Here is an 18,474-nt window from a genome sequence, read left to right on the forward strand (position 1 = left end):
TCAGGAGGTCGCGACCTGCGCCTGCCACATCCAGTGCAGCTGCTCGAGCCGCGCCGCGAAGCCGATGAACAGGTCCTGCGTGACCGGGTCGGCCTTCTCGGTGGCTTCGATCCGCTCGCGCAGTCGCTGGATCACTGCGGCGAGGTTGCGGACGACGCCGTCGATGACGTCGGTGTCCTGCTGCCAGCCGTCGGGGAAGCCGACCGCACCGCTCTCTTTGGCGACCGTCTCGGCCCGCCCGTCCGGGCTGACGCCGACGGCGGTGGCGCGCTCGGCCGCGGCATCGGTGAAGTCCCTGGCCGCCGTGACCAGCTCGTCCAGCGCCAAATGCACCGACCGGAAGTTCCGGCCGATCACGTTCCAATGGGCCTGCTTGGCGATCAGCGACAGGTCGATCAGATCGATCACGGTAGCGCGCAGCGCCTCGCCCGCGATCTTCTGCTGCTCCGTATCGAGGGTGCTGGTGATGGGTTGACTCATCGTTCACGCCTTTCTTGTCGGATCCGTGTCACCGACTGGCCTACCCGCACGCCGCGTCCTAAACGTCACCAGTGACGAGCGCCATCCGATTCCAGGCGCGCGGCATGCTCGGCCAGCATTCCCGCAGGTCCCGACGGCGGCGATTGGCGCCGCCAGATCGCCCGGAACTTCCTGCTCAACGCCACCGGCCCGGCCAGCCGCACCTCGACGAGCGCACCACTGGTCAGATCAGGACCCGCGATCAGCCTGCTCAGCACCGCGGGCGCCACGGCGGCCCGGGCGGCGGCCGAGATCGCGACCGCGGACCCCAGCTCGGCGGCGGGCTGCGCCGGTTGACACTCGGCCCCGAGAATCTCCCAGACCGTGTCCCGCGTCCCCGACCCCGGCTCGCGCCACAGCAGCGGCGTGGTCGCCAGCTCCCGCAAGGTCACCGGCTTCCTGCGGTGCGCCCATGGATGCGCGGCCCCGACCACGACCACCAACTCGTCCGCCCCGAGCACCCGGCTGCCGAGGCCGGGCGGCGGATGCGGACCCTCCACGAAACCGATGTCGGCCGCCCCGTCGCGGATCAGCTCCTCGACGTGCCGAGTGTTGTCCACTTCCAAGGAGACCGCCACCTGCGGACAGCTGACCCGTAACGCATTGAGCCACAGCGGAATCCGATGATCGGCGATGGTCTTCGACGCAGCCACCCGCAGGCGCGGCACGTCGGCGGCGTGCAGCGCGGCCACGCCGGCACTGAACGACCGCGCCGCCTCCAGCACCAGCCGCGCGTGCGCGACCACCGACCGCCCCGAATCGGTCAAAGCCGACCCGGTCGGACTGCGATCGAGCAACCGAAGCCGCAACCGCCGCTCCAGCGCACTGATACGCATGCTCGCCGCGGGCTGGCTGATACTGTGCCGCCGGGCGGCCGCGCCGAGACTGCCCAGCTCCGCAACGGAGACAAGCAGATCGAGTACGTCCAGATCGGGCGTCCCCGGCGGTAGCGTCATAACCATTGATTATGTGCCTGCCCAACGCCGACGGCACCCCCCGTCGTAGCGATTACCCCATCATCCGACCTTATGAGCGGGTTGCCCGGCGCCGCAACGGAACTCGCCCCTGGTAGCGTCCGGCGAGTGAGCAAGATCCCCGCCGCGGCCGATGAAGCCCGCTTCTGGACCCTGATCGAATCGGCGTGGGAGTTGGTCGGCGACGAACCGGCCGCGCTGCGAAAAGCGTTGATCCACCGGGAAAACGACGAGGTTGTGCCCGCCGTCGAGGTGCAGATGCCTCGTTTCCTCAGGCATCTCCGTACGTTGAGCGAAAACCTGTCGAGCGACGAGCTGACCGTGCTCGACCGGGTACTGGAGCGCAAGTTGTACGACCTCGACCGCGCCGACATCCACGGCGTCACCGGCGGCTCGGACGACGGGTTCCTCTACTGCCGGGGCTTCATCGTCGCGATGGGCCGCGAGTTCTACGACGCCGCGCTGGCCGCCCCCGCGGTCGCCGTGCGGGACACCGACGGCGGAAAGATGTGTTACTTCTTCGCACACCTGCACAGCGACCGCTTCGGCGCCTTCCCGAAAACCGAATCCGGCATTTCTCGGGAGTCCTTTTCGAATCCTGCCGGCTGGAACTGACGCAGGGGCCATTCGGCCGGCTTATGGGGTCCTCCCCATTCGACCGCTACCCCGCACGATCGTGGCGCGCGATCGTCTGAGGAATGACGCACGTTCGTCGCCTCTGTCCCGGTCTGCTCCTCGCTGCTGTACTGGCCACCGCGGCAACCTTTCTCGGTAAAGCACTGCCGGTCGCCGGCGCACCGGTGATCGCTTTGGCCTGTGGTGCCGCGGTAGGCGCTTTCCTGCGCCGATCCGACGTTGACGCGGGAACTTTCGATCCCGGCTTAGCCGTGACGCGCAAACGCCTATTGGGTGCCGCCATTGTGCTGCTCGGTCTCGGCCTGCCGGTCGGATCGGTCCTCAGTGTCGGCAGGCAGACGGCAGTGGTGTTGATCGGGACATTGATCCTGGGCGCCGCCGCCGCGGTGGTGGTCGGGAGAATGCTTGCCCTGGATCGGGAATCGGCCACCCTGGTGGCGGTCGGCACCACCATCTGTGGCGCCTCGGCGATCGCCGCCGCCACCGCGGTGATCAAGCCCGACCGGGATCGGGTCGCCTACGCCCTCGGAACCATCTTCGTCTTCAATATCGTTGCGGTGCTGGTATATCCGTCCTTGGGACGACTGCTCGGATTGTCCCAGGAGGCGTTCGGCCTGTGGGCGGGTACCGCGATCAACGACACCTCGTCGGTGCTGGCAGCCGGGGTGATCTACGGCCCCGCGGCCGCTCATTTCGCGGTGATCGTCAAACTCGTGCGCAGCCTGATGATTGTCCCGATGTGCGTCGGACTGCATCTCGCGAAGGACCGCAGCGAGCCCGCATCGTCCACGAAAGCCACCCTCCTACAGTCGTTCCCGCTCTTCGTCATCCTGTTCCTCGTCGCATCGGTGATCGCCGGACTCGGCATGGTGCCGGACTCCTTGGGCTCGCCACTCGCCCACTTCAGCGCATGGCTGATCGCCGCAGTCCTCGCCGCGATCGGCACCTCACTGAGCTGGCAACAACTCCGCAGCGCCGGATCGCGCCCCCTCCTGTTCGGCGGCGTCCTCGCCGTGATCCTCGGCGCGTCCAGCCTCGCCCTGCAGTTCGCCACCGGCTGGTGGTGACGAGCGCCTGAGCTATCCGGCCAGCCGGTCGGCCTCGTCGAGATGGTCGCGCAAGCCCAAGAATTCCCACCGTTGCAAAGCCAGGGGCACGTTCCCTTCGCGCCAGAGGCGGTCGTGGAACTTCTGGAGATCGAATTCGTCGCCGAGTTCACGCACCGCCGTGCTGAGCAGGTCCTGGATCTGCAGTTTGCCGATCTGGTAGCTCAGCGCCTGACCGGGATTGCTCGCGAAGAAAACGGCTTCGTCCCAGGCGGTTTCGCGGTCCATCGGCACGGCGAGGGCCAGCCGGTCGGTCGCCTCGTCGATGGAGAGGTGGCCGAGGGCGAGCTCGATGTCGACCTCGACGCGTAAAGCGCGCAGCCGCATGGCATTCGCCACGAAGATGGCGCTGGCCGGTGCGTCGTCGAACAGGCCCGCGTGCAGCATCAGCTCCTCGTAGTTGAACGCGATGCCCTCGTTGGGCGCCGAGTCGTAGAACCACCGCCGAGCGGGATTGTCGTGGTGCCAGCTGATCGCGACCTGTTGGGCGTGGACGCCCTCGTGCACGATCGCGGTGCGGGCGTCGAACGCGGCGGCCCGATCGAAATACGGCAGGTCCGGGTGCGGTGCCGGGATGTACCGGACGGCATCCTCGTCCATCCGCGACGGGCCGGTCAGGTCGTCGGATACACCGAGCCAGGTCAGCGGCTCGAGGTACGGCGGCAGCGGCGCGAACCGGTAGTGCCGCAACCACTCCGGCTGGCCGAGAAGGCCACGGGTGGCGGCGAACTCCCGCACCGCGCGCTCGTCGGTGGCCTGCCGCTCCACGCATTCGGCTACATCGGCGGGCAGCGACGGCGCGGGCGCGTCCCGATGCCGGGTGCGCAGCAGCGTTTCGAGGGCGACCGCCCGATGCCATTCCTGGCTGCCCATCTCGCGCAGCCGCTGCGCCGAATAGGGCAGCAGCGCAACGCGATGCAGGAAGTAGGCCAGCCCCGCCGGTCCGACGGGCGCCACCTCACCCAGGGTGGGCAGCTGTTCGGTGAGCCAACTGCGGTACGCCGCAACGGCATCCGCGGCCACCCGCGTCGCGGCGGGCAACTCGGCCGCGTACTCGCCGGGCAGGAAGGAAACGAGTGCCGTCATCGCGGCTTCGAGCGAGCCCGCCGATTCGTCCAGCAGGCGCAGCGTGCTGCGCGTGAACGACGCACCCGCACGGCCCGCGAGATTCTCCCTGGCCTGCTCGAGCACCAGCGGAACATGGCGCAGCAGCGCGCTGATGCTCGCCGCCCGTGCGTTGTCGAACGGCGACGATTTGAGCAGCTCCACATAGATCGGGCCGAGACTCTGCTGCACATAGAAGCCGGGATTGCGTTCCCAGGCGCGGATCAGCTCGAGTTCCCAGTGCACCCTGGCCAGCGCCGAGCCGAGCAGCCTGCCGTCCACCTGTGCCGCCACCGGCTCGTCGGACAGGTCGAGCTCGCGGTGCCTGCGGGTCAGCTCGGCGAGGACCGTCCTGCGCTCTGCGATCGCCGCGGGCGACCAGTCGGGCAGCCAGCCCTCCGGTCGTTCTACCCTGGGCAAATCATCGCTGGAGTCGGGCAGTGTCGCCAACCGCCAGGTCCAGAACTCTTCGGCAAGCTTCGCTAGACCCATGTCCGCACAATACAATTCGGAGCAGCAACCGGCCAGGTCCCGTGTCGAAGCGGCCGGATGCATCCGGGGCTGGATGACATTTCGACACAGGACCTGGTAGGGGTCAGGAGATCATCGCGTCGACCGCCTTCTTCACCGCCGAGGGCTGCGCGGGCGAGGTGGGCGCCTTCTTCTTCAGTTCGAGCAGCCGCGCCCCGATTTCCTGCAGCTGCTTACGCCCCAGGTGCTCGCGGACTTGCGGGAACCACTCGCCCTCTTCTTCCTCGATGTGGTGGTCGACGTTCTCGATCAGCACGGTGGCCTTGGCGGTGAAGTGCTCGTCGTCGGGCTGCATGGCCGCCAACTCCTGCACGAGCAGGTCGGCGACGTGGTGCTCTTCGTACGATTCGAGAATGTCGCTTTCGAGTTCCGGGACCAGCTTGCGGACCTCCGGGTACATGCCTTCGTTCTCGATATAGGTGTGCACCGTGAGCGCCTCGATGATCTTGGTGACCAGGCGGCCCTTCGTCGCGGCGGCGTTGTCCCCCGCCTTTTCGAAGTCGCGGAACAATTTGCGGATCGCTTTGTGATCCTCGCGCAACAGCACAATGGCATCGGTAGACATCGGTACTCCTCGGGTTCGGCCGGCTATGTGCCGGACGTTCCCGCTAGCCGACCCGCGAAACCAGGTGGATACCTACAGCCCGGCGTGCGAGAACAGGCCGGGTGAACCGATGCCCTGCTGCTGTGGGGTCGCGGGCACGATGCGCTCGAACAGCGCCAGATAGTCGTCGATCATCCGGTCCGCACTGAAGCGGGCCTGCACGTCGTCGCGGGCGGCGCGTCGATCGAGTTTCTCGATCTCGGCTACCGCGGCGGCCGCACCGTTGACGTCGGTCACCAGGAATCCGGTGACGCCGTCCCGGATGAGCTCCGGCATCGAACCCAATGGCGTTGCGATGACCGGTGTTCCGGTGGCGAGGGCTTCGACCACTGCCAGGCCGAACGGTTCGGCGAAACCGATCAGGTGCAGCAGCGCGCGGGCGCCGCCGAGCAGTTCGTCCCGTCGCGCCGGGCCCACCGGACCGACGTAGGTCACCGCGGTGTCGGCGAGGTGCGGTTCGACCGCGGTGCGGAAGTACTCCTCGTCCTGCACCTCGCCCGCGATGATCAGCGGCAGCCCGGTGAGCCGCGCCACCTCGATTGCCAGGTGTGTCCCCTTGTCGGGGTGAATTCGTCCGAGAAATAGCAGATATTCGCCGTGCTCGGCCCGAAAGGTGAACTGGGCGAGATCGATACCGTGATGAATGGTCGCCGCGTAGTTCAGCGCGGGGTGCCGGTCCGCATCGCTGATCGACACATAGTGCGCGATATCGTCGAATGCTCGGTAGATCGGCACACTATTCGGCGAGGAAAAGCCGTGAATAGTGGTGACGAGCGGGGTCGACACCAGGCGGCTGTAGGTCAGCGGCAGGAAATCGAAGTGGTTGGCGAGCACGTCGAACTCACCGGCCTGCCCGAAAGCAGTCGAATTATGTAGCGCTTCAGCCACTTTCGCGTCCGCACCAGCGGTTTCCGCGTACCCGGACGGCACCGGCGCGACCAACCGCGCCGAGGTCTCTGAGTCAGCCGTGGCGAACAGGGTGACGTCGTGTCCGCGCGCGACGAAACCCTCGGCCAGCGTGGCGGCGATGTGCTCCCACGGGCCATAGTTTTTCGGTGGCGTGCGATGAGCGACCGACGCGATTACGCCGATTTTCATATAATCCTCGATTACTGGCGAATTCACCGCCGAGAGCCGTCCCGGAACGGGCGGACTTGATGCCACCACCCTATCACGGTAGTTATGCGCCACCCGGGTGTTACTATCGAGGCCTAGTGGTCGATCCGCCCGTGTCGTGTTCCGGACCGGATTCTCGAGCGCTTCCGCGCAACACGATCAGCCAATCGAGTGGCTGGGCAGACAGCGGCACCGGCGGCGCTGACTCGAATCAGGAAGGCTGACCTTGGGTCGGACATCCGGAGGTCTGATAGAAGCCGTCGCAACGGGTAACCCGATGGCATCGACGGACTTTCCGCACCCGAAATACCATGCGCTTGCCGCAGGGACGCGACAAGCCGATGCGAAGTTGGCTACAGCATGACCGAAACCATCACCATCTCCTACGCCCACCTGGCACGACTCAGCGACGACGTCGGAATCTTCGAACACGCCAGGCTCACCACGCCGCGGCACGAGAACGGTTACTGCGTAGACGATGTCGCGCGGGCCCTCGTCGTGGTGGCCCGCGAACCCGAGCCGACCGAAGAGCTGAACGCGCTCGCCCAGGTGTACACGCGCTTCGTCATCGAGGCGCTCACCGAGGACGGCCGCTGCCACAATCGCCGAGGCAAGGATCTGAACTGGCAGGACGAACCCAGCGTCGAGGATCATTGGGGCCGCGCCCTCTGGGCGCTCGGCACCGCCGCCGCCCGCAGGCCGGACCTGGCCGAAAAGGCGTTGGAGCACTTCACCATCGGCGCAAAGCAGCGTTCCCAGTTCCCGCGGGCGATGGCCTTCGCCGCGCTCGGCGCGGCCGAGGTGCTGCACGCGAACCCCGGAAATCTCACGGCCCAAGCATTATTGGTCGATACCGCCGCACTGATCGGCCCGCCGACCCGCCGTCTCGACTGGCGGTGGCCCGAGCCCCGGCTGCACTACGCCAATGCCGTGCTGGCCGAAGCGCTACTGGTGGCCGGCGCCGCGCCGGGCCAGAACCGCACGCACGCCGATGGATTGGCGATGCTGCGCTGGCTGCTGGAGACCGAGACCGCAGGCGACCACCTGTCGGTCACCCCGATCGACGGTTGGGCGGCGGGCGAGAAACGTCCCGGCTTCGACCAGCAGCCGATCGAGGTCGCCAGCCTGGCCGATGCCTGCGCCCGCGCCTACGACGACACCCACGACCATCATTGGCGGGACGCGGTCATGTTGTGCGAGGCCTGGTTCCGCGGCGAGAACGACGTCTCGACGCCGCTCATCGACCCGGCCAGCGGGGGCTGCTGTGACGGGCTGGAACCCACTGGGCGCAACGAGAACCAAGGCGCCGAAGCGACTCTCGCCATGCTGTCCACCATGCAGCAGGCCCGTCGCCTGCAATCGGCCGAGTGACGGATACTTCGGCGCTGCCGGACAGGTCCGCGCTGCCGGCAGATGGCAGGCCCTAGTTGTCCCCCGCGTAACGCCGCCAGGCGTCTTCGAGCTGAGCCGCCATGTCGATCGCCGGGTCGATCAACCAGCGTGCCTGTAAACCGTCGGCCAGCGCGAAGAACATGGTGGCGGCGGCGTCAGGGTCGATCTGCCGGCTCAGCGTGCCGCCCTGCTGCATCTCGCGCAGGGCCCGTGCGAACGCCGCGGTGCCGACCCGGTAGCGCTCCAGCATGTAGTCGTGCGCCGGATGGCGTGGATCGGCCGCGGCCGCCTGCATGTGGGTGAAGAGCTCGATCAGTCCGGGAACCTTCGTGTTGCGCCGGACCAGCGCCACGAACGCGGCGGGCGCGGGCCCGTGCAGGCCCGCGACGTCGATCTCGTCGCGTTTGCGCAGCACCGCGACGAACAGCTCCTCTTTCGACCCGAAGTAGTGCAGCAACCCGCCCTGGCTCAGGCCGACCGCTTCGGCCAGCTCGGCGACCGAGGTGGCCAGATAGCCGCGCTCGGCGATGGTGCGCAGCGCGGCATCGAGGATTTGCTCCCGTCGTTCGATGCCTTTGCCGTAGGGGCCCCGTTTAGCCACCGAGCCAGTGTAGGCATGGGACACATCGGACCTTGCCATCGAAAACCGAGCGTTGTACGGTTTTCAAACGGACCCGCCTGCCGAGGTCCTGGCTTGTCACCACAACGAACGGGAGCACTCCCCGATGCGATTCCGTCTTCGCGGCCTCGGCGTCGCCGCCCTGGCCGCCGCCACCGTGCTGACCGGCCTGCCCGCCTCGGCCGCCGCGCGACCCGAACCTCCCGCACAGGTCGCGCCGTTGGGCCCGGACTTCCTGTTCGGTGTCGCCGCCTCCGGGTATCAGTCCGAAGGCCATGCGCCGGACAGCAATTGGAGCCGCTACGTCGCCGCGGGCAAAACTGAAGACCCGTACGGGAATTCGGTCGACTTCTACAATCGCTACGCCACCGACATCGACCTGGCCGCCGGGCTCGGCGTGCGCGTGTTCCGGATCAGCGTGGAATGGGCCAGGGTGCAGCCGCAACCCGGCGTGTGGTCCGACGAGGGATTCCGCTTCTACGACAGGGTGATCGCGAAGATCACCGCCGCAGGCATGCGTCCGATGATCACCCTGGACCACTGGGTGTTCCCCGGTTGGGCGGTGGACCGGGGCGGCTGGCGCAACCCGGGCATGGTCGAGGATTGGCTGGCCAACGCGCGCACGGTGGTCGACCGCTACGCCGCGGGCAACCCGCTGTGGGTGACCTTCAACGAACCGACCTTCTACGGCCTCAACGAGCTGCGCCACGGCGGACTCGCCGCCACCGATATTCCCGCCATGCAGGACCGGCTCGCCCAGGCGCACAACGCCATCTACGACCACATCCACCAGGTCCAGCCCGGCGCGATGGTCACGAGCAACGTCGCCTACATCCCCGGCGGTGAGGCGGCGATCAACAAGCCGTTCGTGGACAAGATCGCCGCGCGACTCGACTACATCGGCATCGACTACTACTACGGCAGCTCCCCCGACACCGTGACGGCCATGGCGCAGAACCTGACCCGGCTCTGGCAGAACCCCTTGCAGCCCGAGGGCATCTACTATGCGCTGCAACACTATTCGCGCGAGTTCCCGGGCAAGCCGCTCTACATCGTGGAGAACGGCATGCCCACCGAGAACGGGCTGCCGCGCCCCGACGGCTACGCCAGGGGCGACGATCTGCGCGACACCCTCTACTGGATCCAGCGCGCCGCGGCCGACGGCATGAACATCATGGGCTACAACTACTGGAGCCTCACCGACAATTACGAATGGGGCAGCTACACCCCGCGCTTCGGTCTCTACACCGTAGACGTGCTGACCGATCCGAGCCTCACCCGCAAGCCCACCGACGCCGTTGCCGCGTATACCGCCATCACCCGGGCCGGCGGTGTCCCTGCCGACTACCGGCCGACCCGAGCACCGCAGACCTGCTCGCTGGTCGACGCACCCGGCAGCTGCACCGACCCGGTCACCGTGCCGCGCTGAGCGGTCCGACACTTGGCAAGAACAGCCGGCGCAGAGGAGATTTCGATGACGAAGACGTGGCGGCGCAGGCTGACAGCGGCGACTGCGGTGGCAGGCATTGTCTGCGCACTGGGTGTCTCGGGTGCGCAGGCCGCGCCCGGCCCCGGCGGCCTCGGCAGTGGAAGCGCCGTCGGCAAGGACCCGGACGGCAGTACGCCACCCGCAGGTTCCAATGACTGGGCGTGCCGTCCCACCCCGGCCCAGCCGCGGCCCGTGGTGCTGGTGCACGGCACCTGGGGGAACCAGAACGACTGGGACGTCCTGGCCCCGCAGCTGAAAGCCGAAGGCTACTGCGTCTTCTCGCTGAACTACGGGCGGTGCACGTCGAGCGTGCTCGGCGCGCTGCGGGGAATGTACGGCACCGGCGATATCGGTTCCTCAGCGGGCGAACTCGCCACGTTCGTAGACCGGATCCGCGCGGCCACGGGCGCGGCGAAGGTCGACCTGGTCGGCCATTCGCAGGGCGCGGTGATGTCGCGCCAGTATCTACGGCACGGCGGGGGTACCGACACCGTGGGCCGCCTGATCTCGCTCGCGGGCACCAACCACGGCTCGACCATGCGCGGCGTCGCGACGCGGCTGCCGCCAGGCGGCACCGCAGGCTTCTCCGTCGCACTGACACCGATCGCCGGAATCGCTGCCGCACAACAGCTCGTGGGCAGCGACTTCATCCGCGAACTCAACGCCGGGGGCGACACCGTGCCCGGCATCGACTACACGGTGATCGCCAGCGCGCACGACGACGCCTCCACCCCACCGGAAGCCACTTTTCTCCAGGCAGGCCCCGGTGCGACGGTCGACAACGTCTGGGTCCAAGACCTCTGCCCCACCGACACTTTCGACCACGGCACGCTGCCCCAATCCCCGACCGTCGCCTACATCATCAAGAAGGCCCTCGATCCGAGCTACACCGGTGCCGCGTGCGGCTGAGCCGAAACAGCACCGGGCGGTAAGGCTTTCGCCCTACCGCCCGGTGTTCTGTTGCTGTCAGCGCCGATCCGAGACCAGCCGTGGATCCGGATCCTCGTCCCGCGCCGAGACAGTCTGGGCCGGCTCCTCTTCCATCACCGCTTCGCCGCGAGCGACCATGCCCGCCTCGTCGGAGAGCTTCAGCTGCGGGATGAACAGCGCGAGCAGGAAGATGACAATGCCGCCGGGGATCAGGTACCAGAAGCCGGGGACCAGCGCGTCCACGTACGCACCGACGATCGCGTCGTGCAGCCCCGCGGGCAGATTCTTCACCACCGACGGCACCAGCGCACCCGGGTCGAGCTTCGCCGCCATGACCTCCGGACCGTGCGAGGTGAACGCGTCGGTGAGGCCCTCGGTCAGCCGGCTGGTGAAGATGGAGCCGAAGATCGCGACACCGATCGCACCACCCATCTCGCGGAAGTAGTTGTTGGCACTGGTCGCGGTACCGATCTGGTTGGGCGTCACGGCATTCTGCACGACCAGCACGATGATCTGCATGATCAGGCCGAGGCCCGCGCCGATCACGAACAGCATCGCCGACACCACCCACATCGCGGTGTGCGCGTCGAGCCGGGTCAGCCACAGCAGACCCGCGAGCATGAACAGGGCGCCGAGCGGCGGGTAGACCCGGTAGCGGCCGGTCTTGGTGATCGCCGCCATCGAACTGATCAGCGTGAGCATCATGCCGAGCATCATCGGGATCAACAGCAGACCCGACACCGAGGCGGACAGGCCGGTGGCCATCTGCAGGTAGGTCGGGATGAACCCGATCGCGGCGAACATGACCAGGCCGACCAGCAGGCCGATCACCGAGGTCAGCACGAAGGTGCGGTTACGGAACAACCACAGCGGCAGCATCGGCTCCTCGGCTCGCGCTTCCACCATGACGAAGGCGGCCACCACGACCACCAGCGCGGCGATCATCGTCACGATCGTGGTCGAACCCCACGCGTACTGCTTGCCGCCCCAGTCGGTGATCAGGATCAACAATGTTGTCGCCGAAGACATCAGCACCACGCCGAGGTAGTCCGGCTTGGTCTTGGGCCGATGACTGGGGACGCTCAGGTAGCGGAAGGCGATGAACAGCGCCGCGAGGCCGATCGGCACATTGATCCAGAAGCACCAGCGCCAGCCGAGCGTGTCGGCGAAGAAGCCGCCGAGCAGCGGTCCGGCGACCGAGGTGACACCGAAGACGGCACCCATCGGCGCCATGTACTTGCCGCGGTCCTTGGCGGGCACCACGTCGGCAATGATGGCCTGCGCCAGAATCATCAGACCGCCACCGCCGACACCCTGCAGGCCGCGGAAGACGATGAACTCCCAGAAGCTGGTCGAGGCGGCGGCGCCGACGGAAGCCGCGGTGAACGCGGTCACCGCGAACAGGAAAAGCCAACGCCTGCCGAACATGTCGCCGAATTTGCCGTAGATCGGCATCACGATGGTGGTGGCCAGCAGGTACGACGTCGCGGTCCAGGCCATGTGCGAGACGCCGCCGAGCTCGCCGACGATGGTCGGCATCGCGGTGCCGACGATCATCTGATCCAGGCTGGCCAGGAACATGCCCGCGATGAGCGCGGAGAAGATGAGCCAGATTCGCTTCTGGGTCAAGACAATGGGGGTAGGCGGCGAGTCAGCCGTGGTGGTCATGTGGCACGTCTCCTAGGTTCCGTCGTCGGGCTTGTCGAACATCCGGGCGGCCATGGCGCAGTGCTCGTGTATCGCCGCGGTCAGCGATCTGGTCGTGTCCTCGGCCGAGGACATCACCGCCCGGGTGGTGATCGCCGTCATGACTCCCGCTGCGAGCGAGGCGAATTCGGCCGAGACCGGTTCGCCCGCACGCGCGGTGAGCAGTTCGCCGACCAGGGCCTCCTGCCGCACGCCGGCCGCCATGAAGCCCGCCAGCACCCGCGGCTCGGCTTTGATGAGCTCGACTACCAGCGAAATCGCTTCGCGCACTTCCTCTTCCGGCGCGAAGGAGGCGGCGAAGAGCCAGGTCAGGTCTTGCATCAGCATGCCGCTCGGCCCACCGGCGATGAACGTTTCCCGGGCCTCCGGGGTACCGATCTCCTCGGTCGGGCCGACCAACGCGTCGAGCTTGGTGTCGTAGTAGTTGAAGAACGTGCGCGGCGAGACCCCGACGACCTTGGCGATGTCTTCGACGGTCGTCGCGTCGAACCCACGCTCGACGGCCAACCGTCGGGCGGCCATACACAGGTCGAGCAGGGTTTGGCGTTTCTTCTGGGCGCGGAGCCCGACCGGGGACTCCGCGCGGATGGACGGTGGCATGGCCAAAATTTAACACAAACTGCAAAATTTCATACAGTGCAATATTCTGTGATGATGCTCACTCCGCGCGGTTCACCCAGCGCCGAAGGATGGCCTGCCCGGCCTTGCCCTGGAGGCTGAATAACGCAGTGGCAGTGCGTATTCAGCGTGAAAGTCAGTCGCTGAGCGGCAGCGCGGACAACTCGGTGCGCGAGGTGACACCGAGCTTCGGGTAGGCCTTGTAGAGATGGTGGCCGATGGTGCGCGGGCTCAGAAACAGCTGCGCGGCGATATCGCGATTGGACATGCCCCGGCCGGCCAACCGCACGATCTGCAACTCCTGCGGAGTGAGCGCGGCGAGGACACCTGGCGGGCGGCTGGTCGGCACGGCCGCACCACTGGCGTCGAGTTCGCTGCGCGCGCGGTCGGCCCACGGCGTCGCACCGAGCCGATCGAAGGTCTGCACCGCGGCCCGCAGGTGAGTGCGCGCCTCGATGGTGCGGCGCCCGCGGCGCAGCCATTCGCCGAACAGCAGTTGGGTACGCGCGTGCTCCAACGGGCGCGCCTGATCGTGCAATTCGAGTGCGGCGAGGTAGTGCCCGTCGGCCGCGTCGCCGGTCGCGAGCAACGCCAGGCAGCGCTGCACGAGCGCGTCGATCCACGGTTGTCCGGCGTGCGCCGCCCAGCCGGTAAATCTGGCGAAAGCCGCTGCGGCGCGGCCGGGTTCGCCGATCCGGACCGCGGCCTCGACCAGATCCGGGGTGCAGCGGATGACCGGAAGCCGATACGGCATCGCGTTGCGCACCACCTCTTCCAGACGGCACAGCGCCGCCTCCGCGCGGCCGTGACCGAGATCGAGCAGGCTCAGTCCCCACTGCACCCCCGGAGACCCGAGGGCGCTCCCGTTGGCCGTGCCGAAACCCCCCTCGGCGGCCGACCGGCAGGCGTGCTCATCACCTTGTAGCGCAGCGAGATTCACCAGGATGGAGTTGGCCTGGGCGTGCCAACCGGGCTGCCCGGTATCGAGCGCGATCTGCGCCGCCTCGGTCGCGTTCGCCTGTGCGTCGGCGTATCTGCCGAAGAAGAGCTGGGTGGTCGCCAGGTAGGTCAGCGCGGGTGGCAGCAGGCCGATCCGGCCCTGGTTGCGCAGCAGCGCGGCCACCGAGGCCGCCAGCTCGTTGCTCTCGGCGTCCGCACCGGCGGCCAGGCTCGCACTGCCGGTCAGAATGATGCCGCGCAGATCATCGGCCCTGATCCGGCGCGCCGCGGCGGCCACCTCGGGCAGCGGGGGTAGATCGACGACCGGCCGACCCAGCGGCAGCCGGGTGAGCCAGATCAGCAATTGGCACACGGGAGCGAGCGGATCGCTGCCCGGCAGGCTCAGCGCCTCCAGCCGTTCGGCGGTCCGGTCGAGCAACGCCGAATCGCCTGCCTGCCAACTGATGTGCCAGGCCAGGAAGATCATCTCGGTCAGCCGCGAGTGCACGTTCGGGTCGTCCTCGGCCGCGATCAGATCGATGCCCGTGCACAACAGCGCGTGCGCACTGCGTAACGCTCCCGTGCCGAAGTCCGCCGCCGCGCGCAACGCGAGCAGCCGGGCCCGCAGCACCATATCCGCACCGTCTTGGGGGACCGACTCGGCCAAGGCGCGGGCCCGGTCGAAATCGCCCATCTCATTGGCGGCCTCGGCGGCCAGGGTCAACCGCCGTGACCTGGCCGTCGGGTCCGCGGTCAGCTGGCTCGCCCGCTCGTACGCCGCCGCGGCCGCCGCGTGGCCATTGCGGCTACCCGCGCGCGCCGCGGTGTTCTCCAGCACCGCCGCCACCCCTTCGCTGGGGCCGGTGGCCGCCGCGGCCAAATGCCAAGCGCGGCGGTCGATATCGTTGGAGCCGTCCAGCGCCGCGGCCAGCGTGCGATGCACCGCGAGGCGGCCGCTCACCGGTGCGCCCTGGGACACCGCCGCGCGCACCAGCGGATGCCGGAAGGTCACCACGTGATCGGTGATCCGAATCAGGCCGGCCTGCTCGGCGGGCACCAGATCCGCGAGACCGAACCCGAGCAGCGCCGCGCTGCGCAACACCAGATCGAGGTCGCCGGTGTCCTCGGCCGCGACGAGCAGCAGCGTCCGGGTCGCCTCGGGCAGCTTGCTCACCTGGCCGTAGAAGGCGGCCTGCAAGCGGGTGGTCAGCGGTAGCGCGAGCGGCCGTCGTGCCCCCGACAGCTCGATCGCGAAAGCGGACGGAAGCTCCAGCAGTGCAAGGGGATTGCCGCACGCTTCGGTCAGCACGCGGAACCGGACGGTAGGCGTCATATCGTTGCCATGCCGGTCCAGCATCTCGACGGCGTCGGTCTGCGCCAGCCCGGCCACCGTCAACTCGGGCAGGCCGGGCGCCGAGAACGCGGTCTCGCCGTCCCGCGCGGCGAAAAGGACCGCGACACCCTCGGCATGCAGTCGTCGCGCGGCGAACACCAGCGCCTCCGCCGACGCGCGATCCAGCCACTGGGCGTCATCGATGACGCAGAGCACCGGGGTCTCCTCGGCCAGTTCGGCCAGCAGCGAGAGCACCGCGAGACCGACGAGCAGCCGCTCGGTCGACGGCACCGACACCAGTCCGAACGCGCCTTCCAGCGCCCGCCGCTGCGGTTCCGGCAGCGCCTCGATCCGGTCCAGGCACCGCCCGAGCAGCAGGTGCAGGCCGGCGAACGGCAGCTCCGCCTCGGACTCGACACCGGTGCCGCGCAACACCCGCATGCCGTCGGTGGCCGCCGCGTACTCGAGCAAGGCGGTCTTGCCGATGCCCGGTTGTCCGCGCAGCAGCAGCGCGCCGCTGGACCCGGCCTTGGCCTGACTCAACAAACGATCGATGACCGCCAGTTCCTCGATACGTCCGTAGAGCATTGCTGGACGCTACCTATCCAAAAGTGCAGCACACGCAGGCGGTGCTATCGAATGCCCGGTGTTGCCGGGTCCGAACCGAGGCAGCCGAGGATGACACAGCCGGGCGGCCAATCATCGAAGGGTGGTGCGAGCGACTTACCGAGGCACTCGAGCGGTCCGCAGCCGGGATAGGCGAACGGGCCGAGGCCCAAAGCGCCGAAGGTGGCGTCCGGATTCGAGATCATCGGGTCGGCGAGGCTGATATCCGGTTGCTGCACATAGGGTCCCGGGTCCGGCAGGCGCGGTTCCCGGAACGCCGCGACGATGCCGCGCAGCACGTCGTGCGGAAAGCTCACCGCGCCACCGGGAACGGTCACGCCGGTCCAGCTGACCAGCAGGCCGAGGCTGGGCACGATGAAATTGTCCTGGCGCATCATGCCGCCCATCTTCACCGCGTCCGGCGGCAGCCCGGGCAGCTCGACGGTGCAGCGCGGCCCGTTCACCACGAGGAGGAATCCGTAGCACTCGTTGGTCGGCGTCGACCGGCTGGCCTGGGCCAGATACTCGGCGGAGATGATCTGATCGCCGTGCCAGTTCCCGTGATTGGCGAGCAGCAGGCCGAGCTTGGCGAAATCGTCGGGCGGCAGGACCAGATGCGCGTACCCATAGGTGTTGCCGCTGCGGTCGCGAGCCCAGTGGTAGTCAGTGCGTTGAATACCCAAAGGGTCGAACAGTTTTCGTTGAGCATAAGCCTGGAAGTCGGTGCCCACCGCCTGCTGCACCACATAGACGAGCAGGTCGACGGCGCGCTGGCTGTACTTCCACACCTCGCCCTGCGGCCGCTCGATCGGCATCGCCAGCGCCTGCGCCACCACGTTCGGATCGATCTGCGCCAGACCGGTGATACCCTCCGAAGCCACCGCTACCTGCATACCGGAGGTTTCGGTGAGCAAGCTGCGGACGGTGATCGCGCGGTGCGCCGGGTCACCGAGCCCGGCCGGGAGGTAGGCGTCGATCGGGGCATCGAGCCGCAGCCAGCCCTCGTCGACGGCGATGCCCGCGACCATGGAGACCACGCTCTTCGTGCTGCTCCACAGGTTCCACGGGATGCCGCCGGTCTGGTCGTTCCTCGGTCCGGTCGCGATCAAACAGTTGTGGCGGTAGACCTGCACATTGAGCCGCGACGGGTCCGCCGCGAAGGTCACCGCGGCGCGCAGTGCCGCCGCGTCGAGCCCCACCTCCTCGGGTGTCGCGGTCTGCGGTTTACGTCCGTCGACGACGGCGCACCGCCGTTGTTCGGACGGCGCGGCATCTGCTGTGCCACAAACGATTCCGATACCGAGGAGCATCGTGGCGGCCGTCGCCGTCGACACCACAAGGCTTTTCAGCGAACGACGCACTCCGCGCCCCCATTTCTCGACGGGTTCTGCTCGGCACATCGACCAGGACAGCGTTCCGGTTACCGTCCGGAGTGCCCATAGTTGTCGTGGCCAGCGCGTTGGGGGCAATTCCATCTACTATTGAGATGCGTGATCCATCTCGCCACGCCCAGTTTTCCGATACGCGCAATCGCTGCTGCGCCTCCGAGTTAGCCCTCATGAGCTGGGATTTAGTTGGACTAGCACAACCCGCACTGGGCATAACGAAGCAGCATGAAGCCCTCATCTACTATTGATCTCAGTAGATGAGCTCATTCGAATCAAGCGAGCACATCAGACCAGAGAGGCAACGAGGCCATGGCGCGACGTGTTTTCCCCGTGCAGTCGATCAGCATCCGCCGTACCACCACGGCGCTGCTCGCGGTCGCCGCGATCGCCGGTGGCCTCGCATTCGGCGCCGGAACGGCCGCCGCCGACGTCCGAACCACCGCTGTCGGTGCGGGCCCGCACTGCCTGTGGGCAGGCGCACCGCACCCGCAGGGCGCGACGATCGCCGCCGGCGGTCAGAGCTTCCGCTGCGGCGCGGACCGTGGGGCGCCGGTGTGGTCGAACGTGCCCGCCGCGAGCAGGCCGAGCACCGTTCCCAACCCCGGCGCCTACGCCAACCCCGCGGGCCTGTTCAGTGCGGGCGCACGCCAACCCGGGACCGATTACACCGACTACTGCGTCGGCGGCCAGCTCGTCAAAGGCAACGAGGACATTTACCAGGTGGTCGCGGACCGCTCCGGAAAGCTGTATTGGAAGGCGGCAGGCCCGATCTCGCAGTGGGTCTTCGATCCCGACGCACCGCGCCCCGGACCGTCCTGGCGCTCCGCGAGCCTGTGCTCCGACGGCAACCTGACCTGACTCCG

16 protein-coding genes are annotated in these 18,474 nt (G+C 67.8%); 6 read left to right on the forward strand and 10 right to left on the reverse strand.

The genetic code is table 11. From position 1 onward, the window contains the following. Both DMB37_RS15175 and DMB37_RS15180 read right to left on the reverse strand, forming a co-directional pair. Positions 1-480 carry a Dps family protein gene (locus DMB37_RS15175; protein ID WP_135233269.1) on the reverse strand — a complete coding sequence of 160 codons (480 nt, stop codon included), beginning with the start codon at positions 478-480 and terminating at the stop codon, positions 1-3. A gap of 65 nt (positions 481-545) precedes the next feature. Beyond that, on the reverse strand, positions 546-1,475 hold the full coding sequence (locus tag DMB37_RS15180; RefSeq protein ID WP_135233270.1) for a LysR family transcriptional regulator: 930 nt from the start codon (positions 1,473-1,475) through the stop codon (positions 546-548). 126 nt (positions 1,476-1,601) lie between these two features. Between DMB37_RS15180 and DMB37_RS15185 the strand changes: the two genes are divergently transcribed. Continuing rightward, complete coding sequence (locus tag DMB37_RS15185; protein ID WP_206055255.1) at positions 1,602-2,108, forward strand: DUF4240 domain-containing protein; 507 nt, start codon at positions 1,602-1,604, stop codon at positions 2,106-2,108. Between the two features lie 83 nt (positions 2,109-2,191). After that, complete coding sequence (locus DMB37_RS15190; protein ID WP_135233272.1) at positions 2,192-3,196, forward strand: YeiH family protein; 1,005 nt, start codon at positions 2,192-2,194, stop codon at positions 3,194-3,196. Between the two features lie 12 nt (positions 3,197-3,208). Here DMB37_RS15190 and DMB37_RS15195 read toward each other — a convergent pair whose 3' ends face one another. From DMB37_RS15195 to DMB37_RS15205, 3 genes are all read right to left on the reverse strand, one after another. Further along, positions 3,209-4,831: a DUF885 family protein gene (locus DMB37_RS15195; RefSeq protein ID WP_135233273.1), complete on the reverse strand. Its 1,623-nt coding sequence runs from the start codon at positions 4,829-4,831 to the stop codon at positions 3,209-3,211. 103 nt (positions 4,832-4,934) lie between these two features. Further along, positions 4,935-5,435, reverse strand: a complete 501-nt coding sequence (locus DMB37_RS15200) for a hemerythrin domain-containing protein (protein ID WP_135233274.1) — start codon at positions 5,433-5,435, stop codon at positions 4,935-4,937. A 72-nt stretch (positions 5,436-5,507) separates the two neighbouring features. Next, complete coding sequence (locus DMB37_RS15205; RefSeq protein ID WP_135233275.1) at positions 5,508-6,572, reverse strand: glycosyltransferase family 4 protein; 1,065 nt, start codon at positions 6,570-6,572, stop codon at positions 5,508-5,510. A 378-nt stretch (positions 6,573-6,950) separates the two neighbouring features. Between DMB37_RS15205 and DMB37_RS15210 the strand changes: the two genes are divergently transcribed. Beyond that, complete coding sequence (locus DMB37_RS15210; RefSeq protein WP_135233276.1) at positions 6,951-7,961, forward strand: glycosyltransferase; 1,011 nt, start codon at positions 6,951-6,953, stop codon at positions 7,959-7,961. A 52-nt stretch (positions 7,962-8,013) separates the two neighbouring features. On the opposite strand, the gene DMB37_RS15215 is transcribed toward DMB37_RS15210, so the two are convergent. After that, on the reverse strand, positions 8,014-8,583 hold the full coding sequence (locus DMB37_RS15215) for a TetR/AcrR family transcriptional regulator (RefSeq protein ID WP_135233277.1): 570 nt from the start codon (positions 8,581-8,583) through the stop codon (positions 8,014-8,016). Positions 8,584-8,707: 124 nt separating this feature from the next. On the opposite strand from DMB37_RS15215, the gene DMB37_RS15220 reads away from it, so the two are divergent. Together DMB37_RS15220 and DMB37_RS15225 are read left to right on the forward strand one after the other, a co-directional pair. Continuing rightward, positions 8,708-10,030 carry a family 1 glycosylhydrolase gene (locus DMB37_RS15220; RefSeq protein ID WP_135233278.1) on the forward strand — a complete coding sequence of 441 codons (1,323 nt, stop codon included), beginning with the start codon at positions 8,708-8,710 and terminating at the stop codon, positions 10,028-10,030. Between the two features lie 45 nt (positions 10,031-10,075). Next, complete coding sequence (locus DMB37_RS15225; protein ID WP_135233279.1) at positions 10,076-10,999, forward strand: triacylglycerol lipase; 924 nt, start codon at positions 10,076-10,078, stop codon at positions 10,997-10,999. 57 nt (positions 11,000-11,056) lie between these two features. Here the strand turns inward: DMB37_RS15225 and DMB37_RS15230 are convergent, their stop codons facing one another. The 4 genes from DMB37_RS15230 to DMB37_RS15245 form a co-directional block, all read right to left on the reverse strand. Continuing rightward, complete coding sequence (locus DMB37_RS15230) at positions 11,057-12,688, reverse strand: MDR family MFS transporter (protein WP_135233280.1); 1,632 nt, start codon at positions 12,686-12,688, stop codon at positions 11,057-11,059. A gap of 12 nt (positions 12,689-12,700) precedes the next feature. After that, entirely contained in the window at positions 12,701-13,327 is a 627-nt protein-coding gene (locus DMB37_RS15235; RefSeq protein WP_135233281.1) for a TetR/AcrR family transcriptional regulator, read from the reverse strand. Between the two features lie 154 nt (positions 13,328-13,481). Further along, a complete protein-coding gene (locus tag DMB37_RS15240) occupies positions 13,482-16,205 on the reverse strand; it encodes an AAA family ATPase (protein WP_135233282.1) in 2,724 nt (907 codons plus the stop codon). A 44-nt stretch (positions 16,206-16,249) separates the two neighbouring features. After that, positions 16,250-17,584: a serine hydrolase gene (locus tag DMB37_RS15245; RefSeq protein WP_240772397.1), complete on the reverse strand. Its 1,335-nt coding sequence runs from the start codon at positions 17,582-17,584 to the stop codon at positions 16,250-16,252. A gap of 336 nt (positions 17,585-17,920) precedes the next feature. Between DMB37_RS15245 and DMB37_RS15250 the strand changes: the two genes are divergently transcribed. After that, positions 17,921-18,469 carry a hypothetical protein gene (locus DMB37_RS15250; protein WP_135233283.1) on the forward strand — a complete coding sequence of 183 codons (549 nt, stop codon included), beginning with the start codon at positions 17,921-17,923 and terminating at the stop codon, positions 18,467-18,469. Positions 18,470-18,474 lie beyond the last annotated feature (5 nt).

Origin of the sequence: Nocardia sp. CS682 (genome assembly GCF_004634405.1) — a bacterium.
Classification (GTDB): Bacteria; Actinomycetota; Actinomycetes; order Mycobacteriales; family Mycobacteriaceae; genus Nocardia; species Nocardia ninae.

Coding starts and splice junctions, on each gene's coding strand:
- DMB37_RS15200 (WP_135233274.1), bottom strand. CDS start 5,435: ATGTCTACCGATGCCATTGTGCTGTTGCGCGAGGATCACAAAGCGATC.
- DMB37_RS15195 (WP_135233273.1), bottom strand. CDS start 4,831: ATGGGTCTAGCGAAGCTTGCCGAAGAGTTCTGGACCTGGCGGTTGGCG.
- DMB37_RS15250 (WP_135233283.1), top strand. CDS start 17,921: ATGGCGCGACGTGTTTTCCCCGTGCAGTCGATCAGCATCCGCCGTACC.
- DMB37_RS15235 (WP_135233281.1), bottom strand. CDS start 13,327: ATGCCACCGTCCATCCGCGCGGAGTCCCCGGTCGGGCTCCGCGCCCAG.
- DMB37_RS15240 (WP_135233282.1), bottom strand. CDS start 16,205: ATGCTCTACGGACGTATCGAGGAACTGGCGGTCATCGATCGTTTGTTG.
- DMB37_RS15230 (WP_135233280.1), bottom strand. CDS start 12,688: ATGACCACCACGGCTGACTCGCCGCCTACCCCCATTGTCTTGACCCAG.
- DMB37_RS15175 (WP_135233269.1), bottom strand. CDS start 480: ATGAGTCAACCCATCACCAGCACCCTCGATACGGAGCAGCAGAAGATC.
- DMB37_RS15190 (WP_135233272.1), top strand. CDS start 2,192: ATGACGCACGTTCGTCGCCTCTGTCCCGGTCTGCTCCTCGCTGCTGTA.
- DMB37_RS15205 (WP_135233275.1), bottom strand. CDS start 6,572: ATGAAAATCGGCGTAATCGCGTCGGTCGCTCATCGCACGCCACCGAAA.
- DMB37_RS15225 (WP_135233279.1), top strand. CDS start 10,076: ATGACGAAGACGTGGCGGCGCAGGCTGACAGCGGCGACTGCGGTGGCA.
- DMB37_RS15180 (WP_135233270.1), bottom strand. CDS start 1,475: ATGACGCTACCGCCGGGGACGCCCGATCTGGACGTACTCGATCTGCTT.
- DMB37_RS15220 (WP_135233278.1), top strand. CDS start 8,708: ATGCGATTCCGTCTTCGCGGCCTCGGCGTCGCCGCCCTGGCCGCCGCC.
- DMB37_RS15210 (WP_135233276.1), top strand. CDS start 6,951: ATGACCGAAACCATCACCATCTCCTACGCCCACCTGGCACGACTCAGC.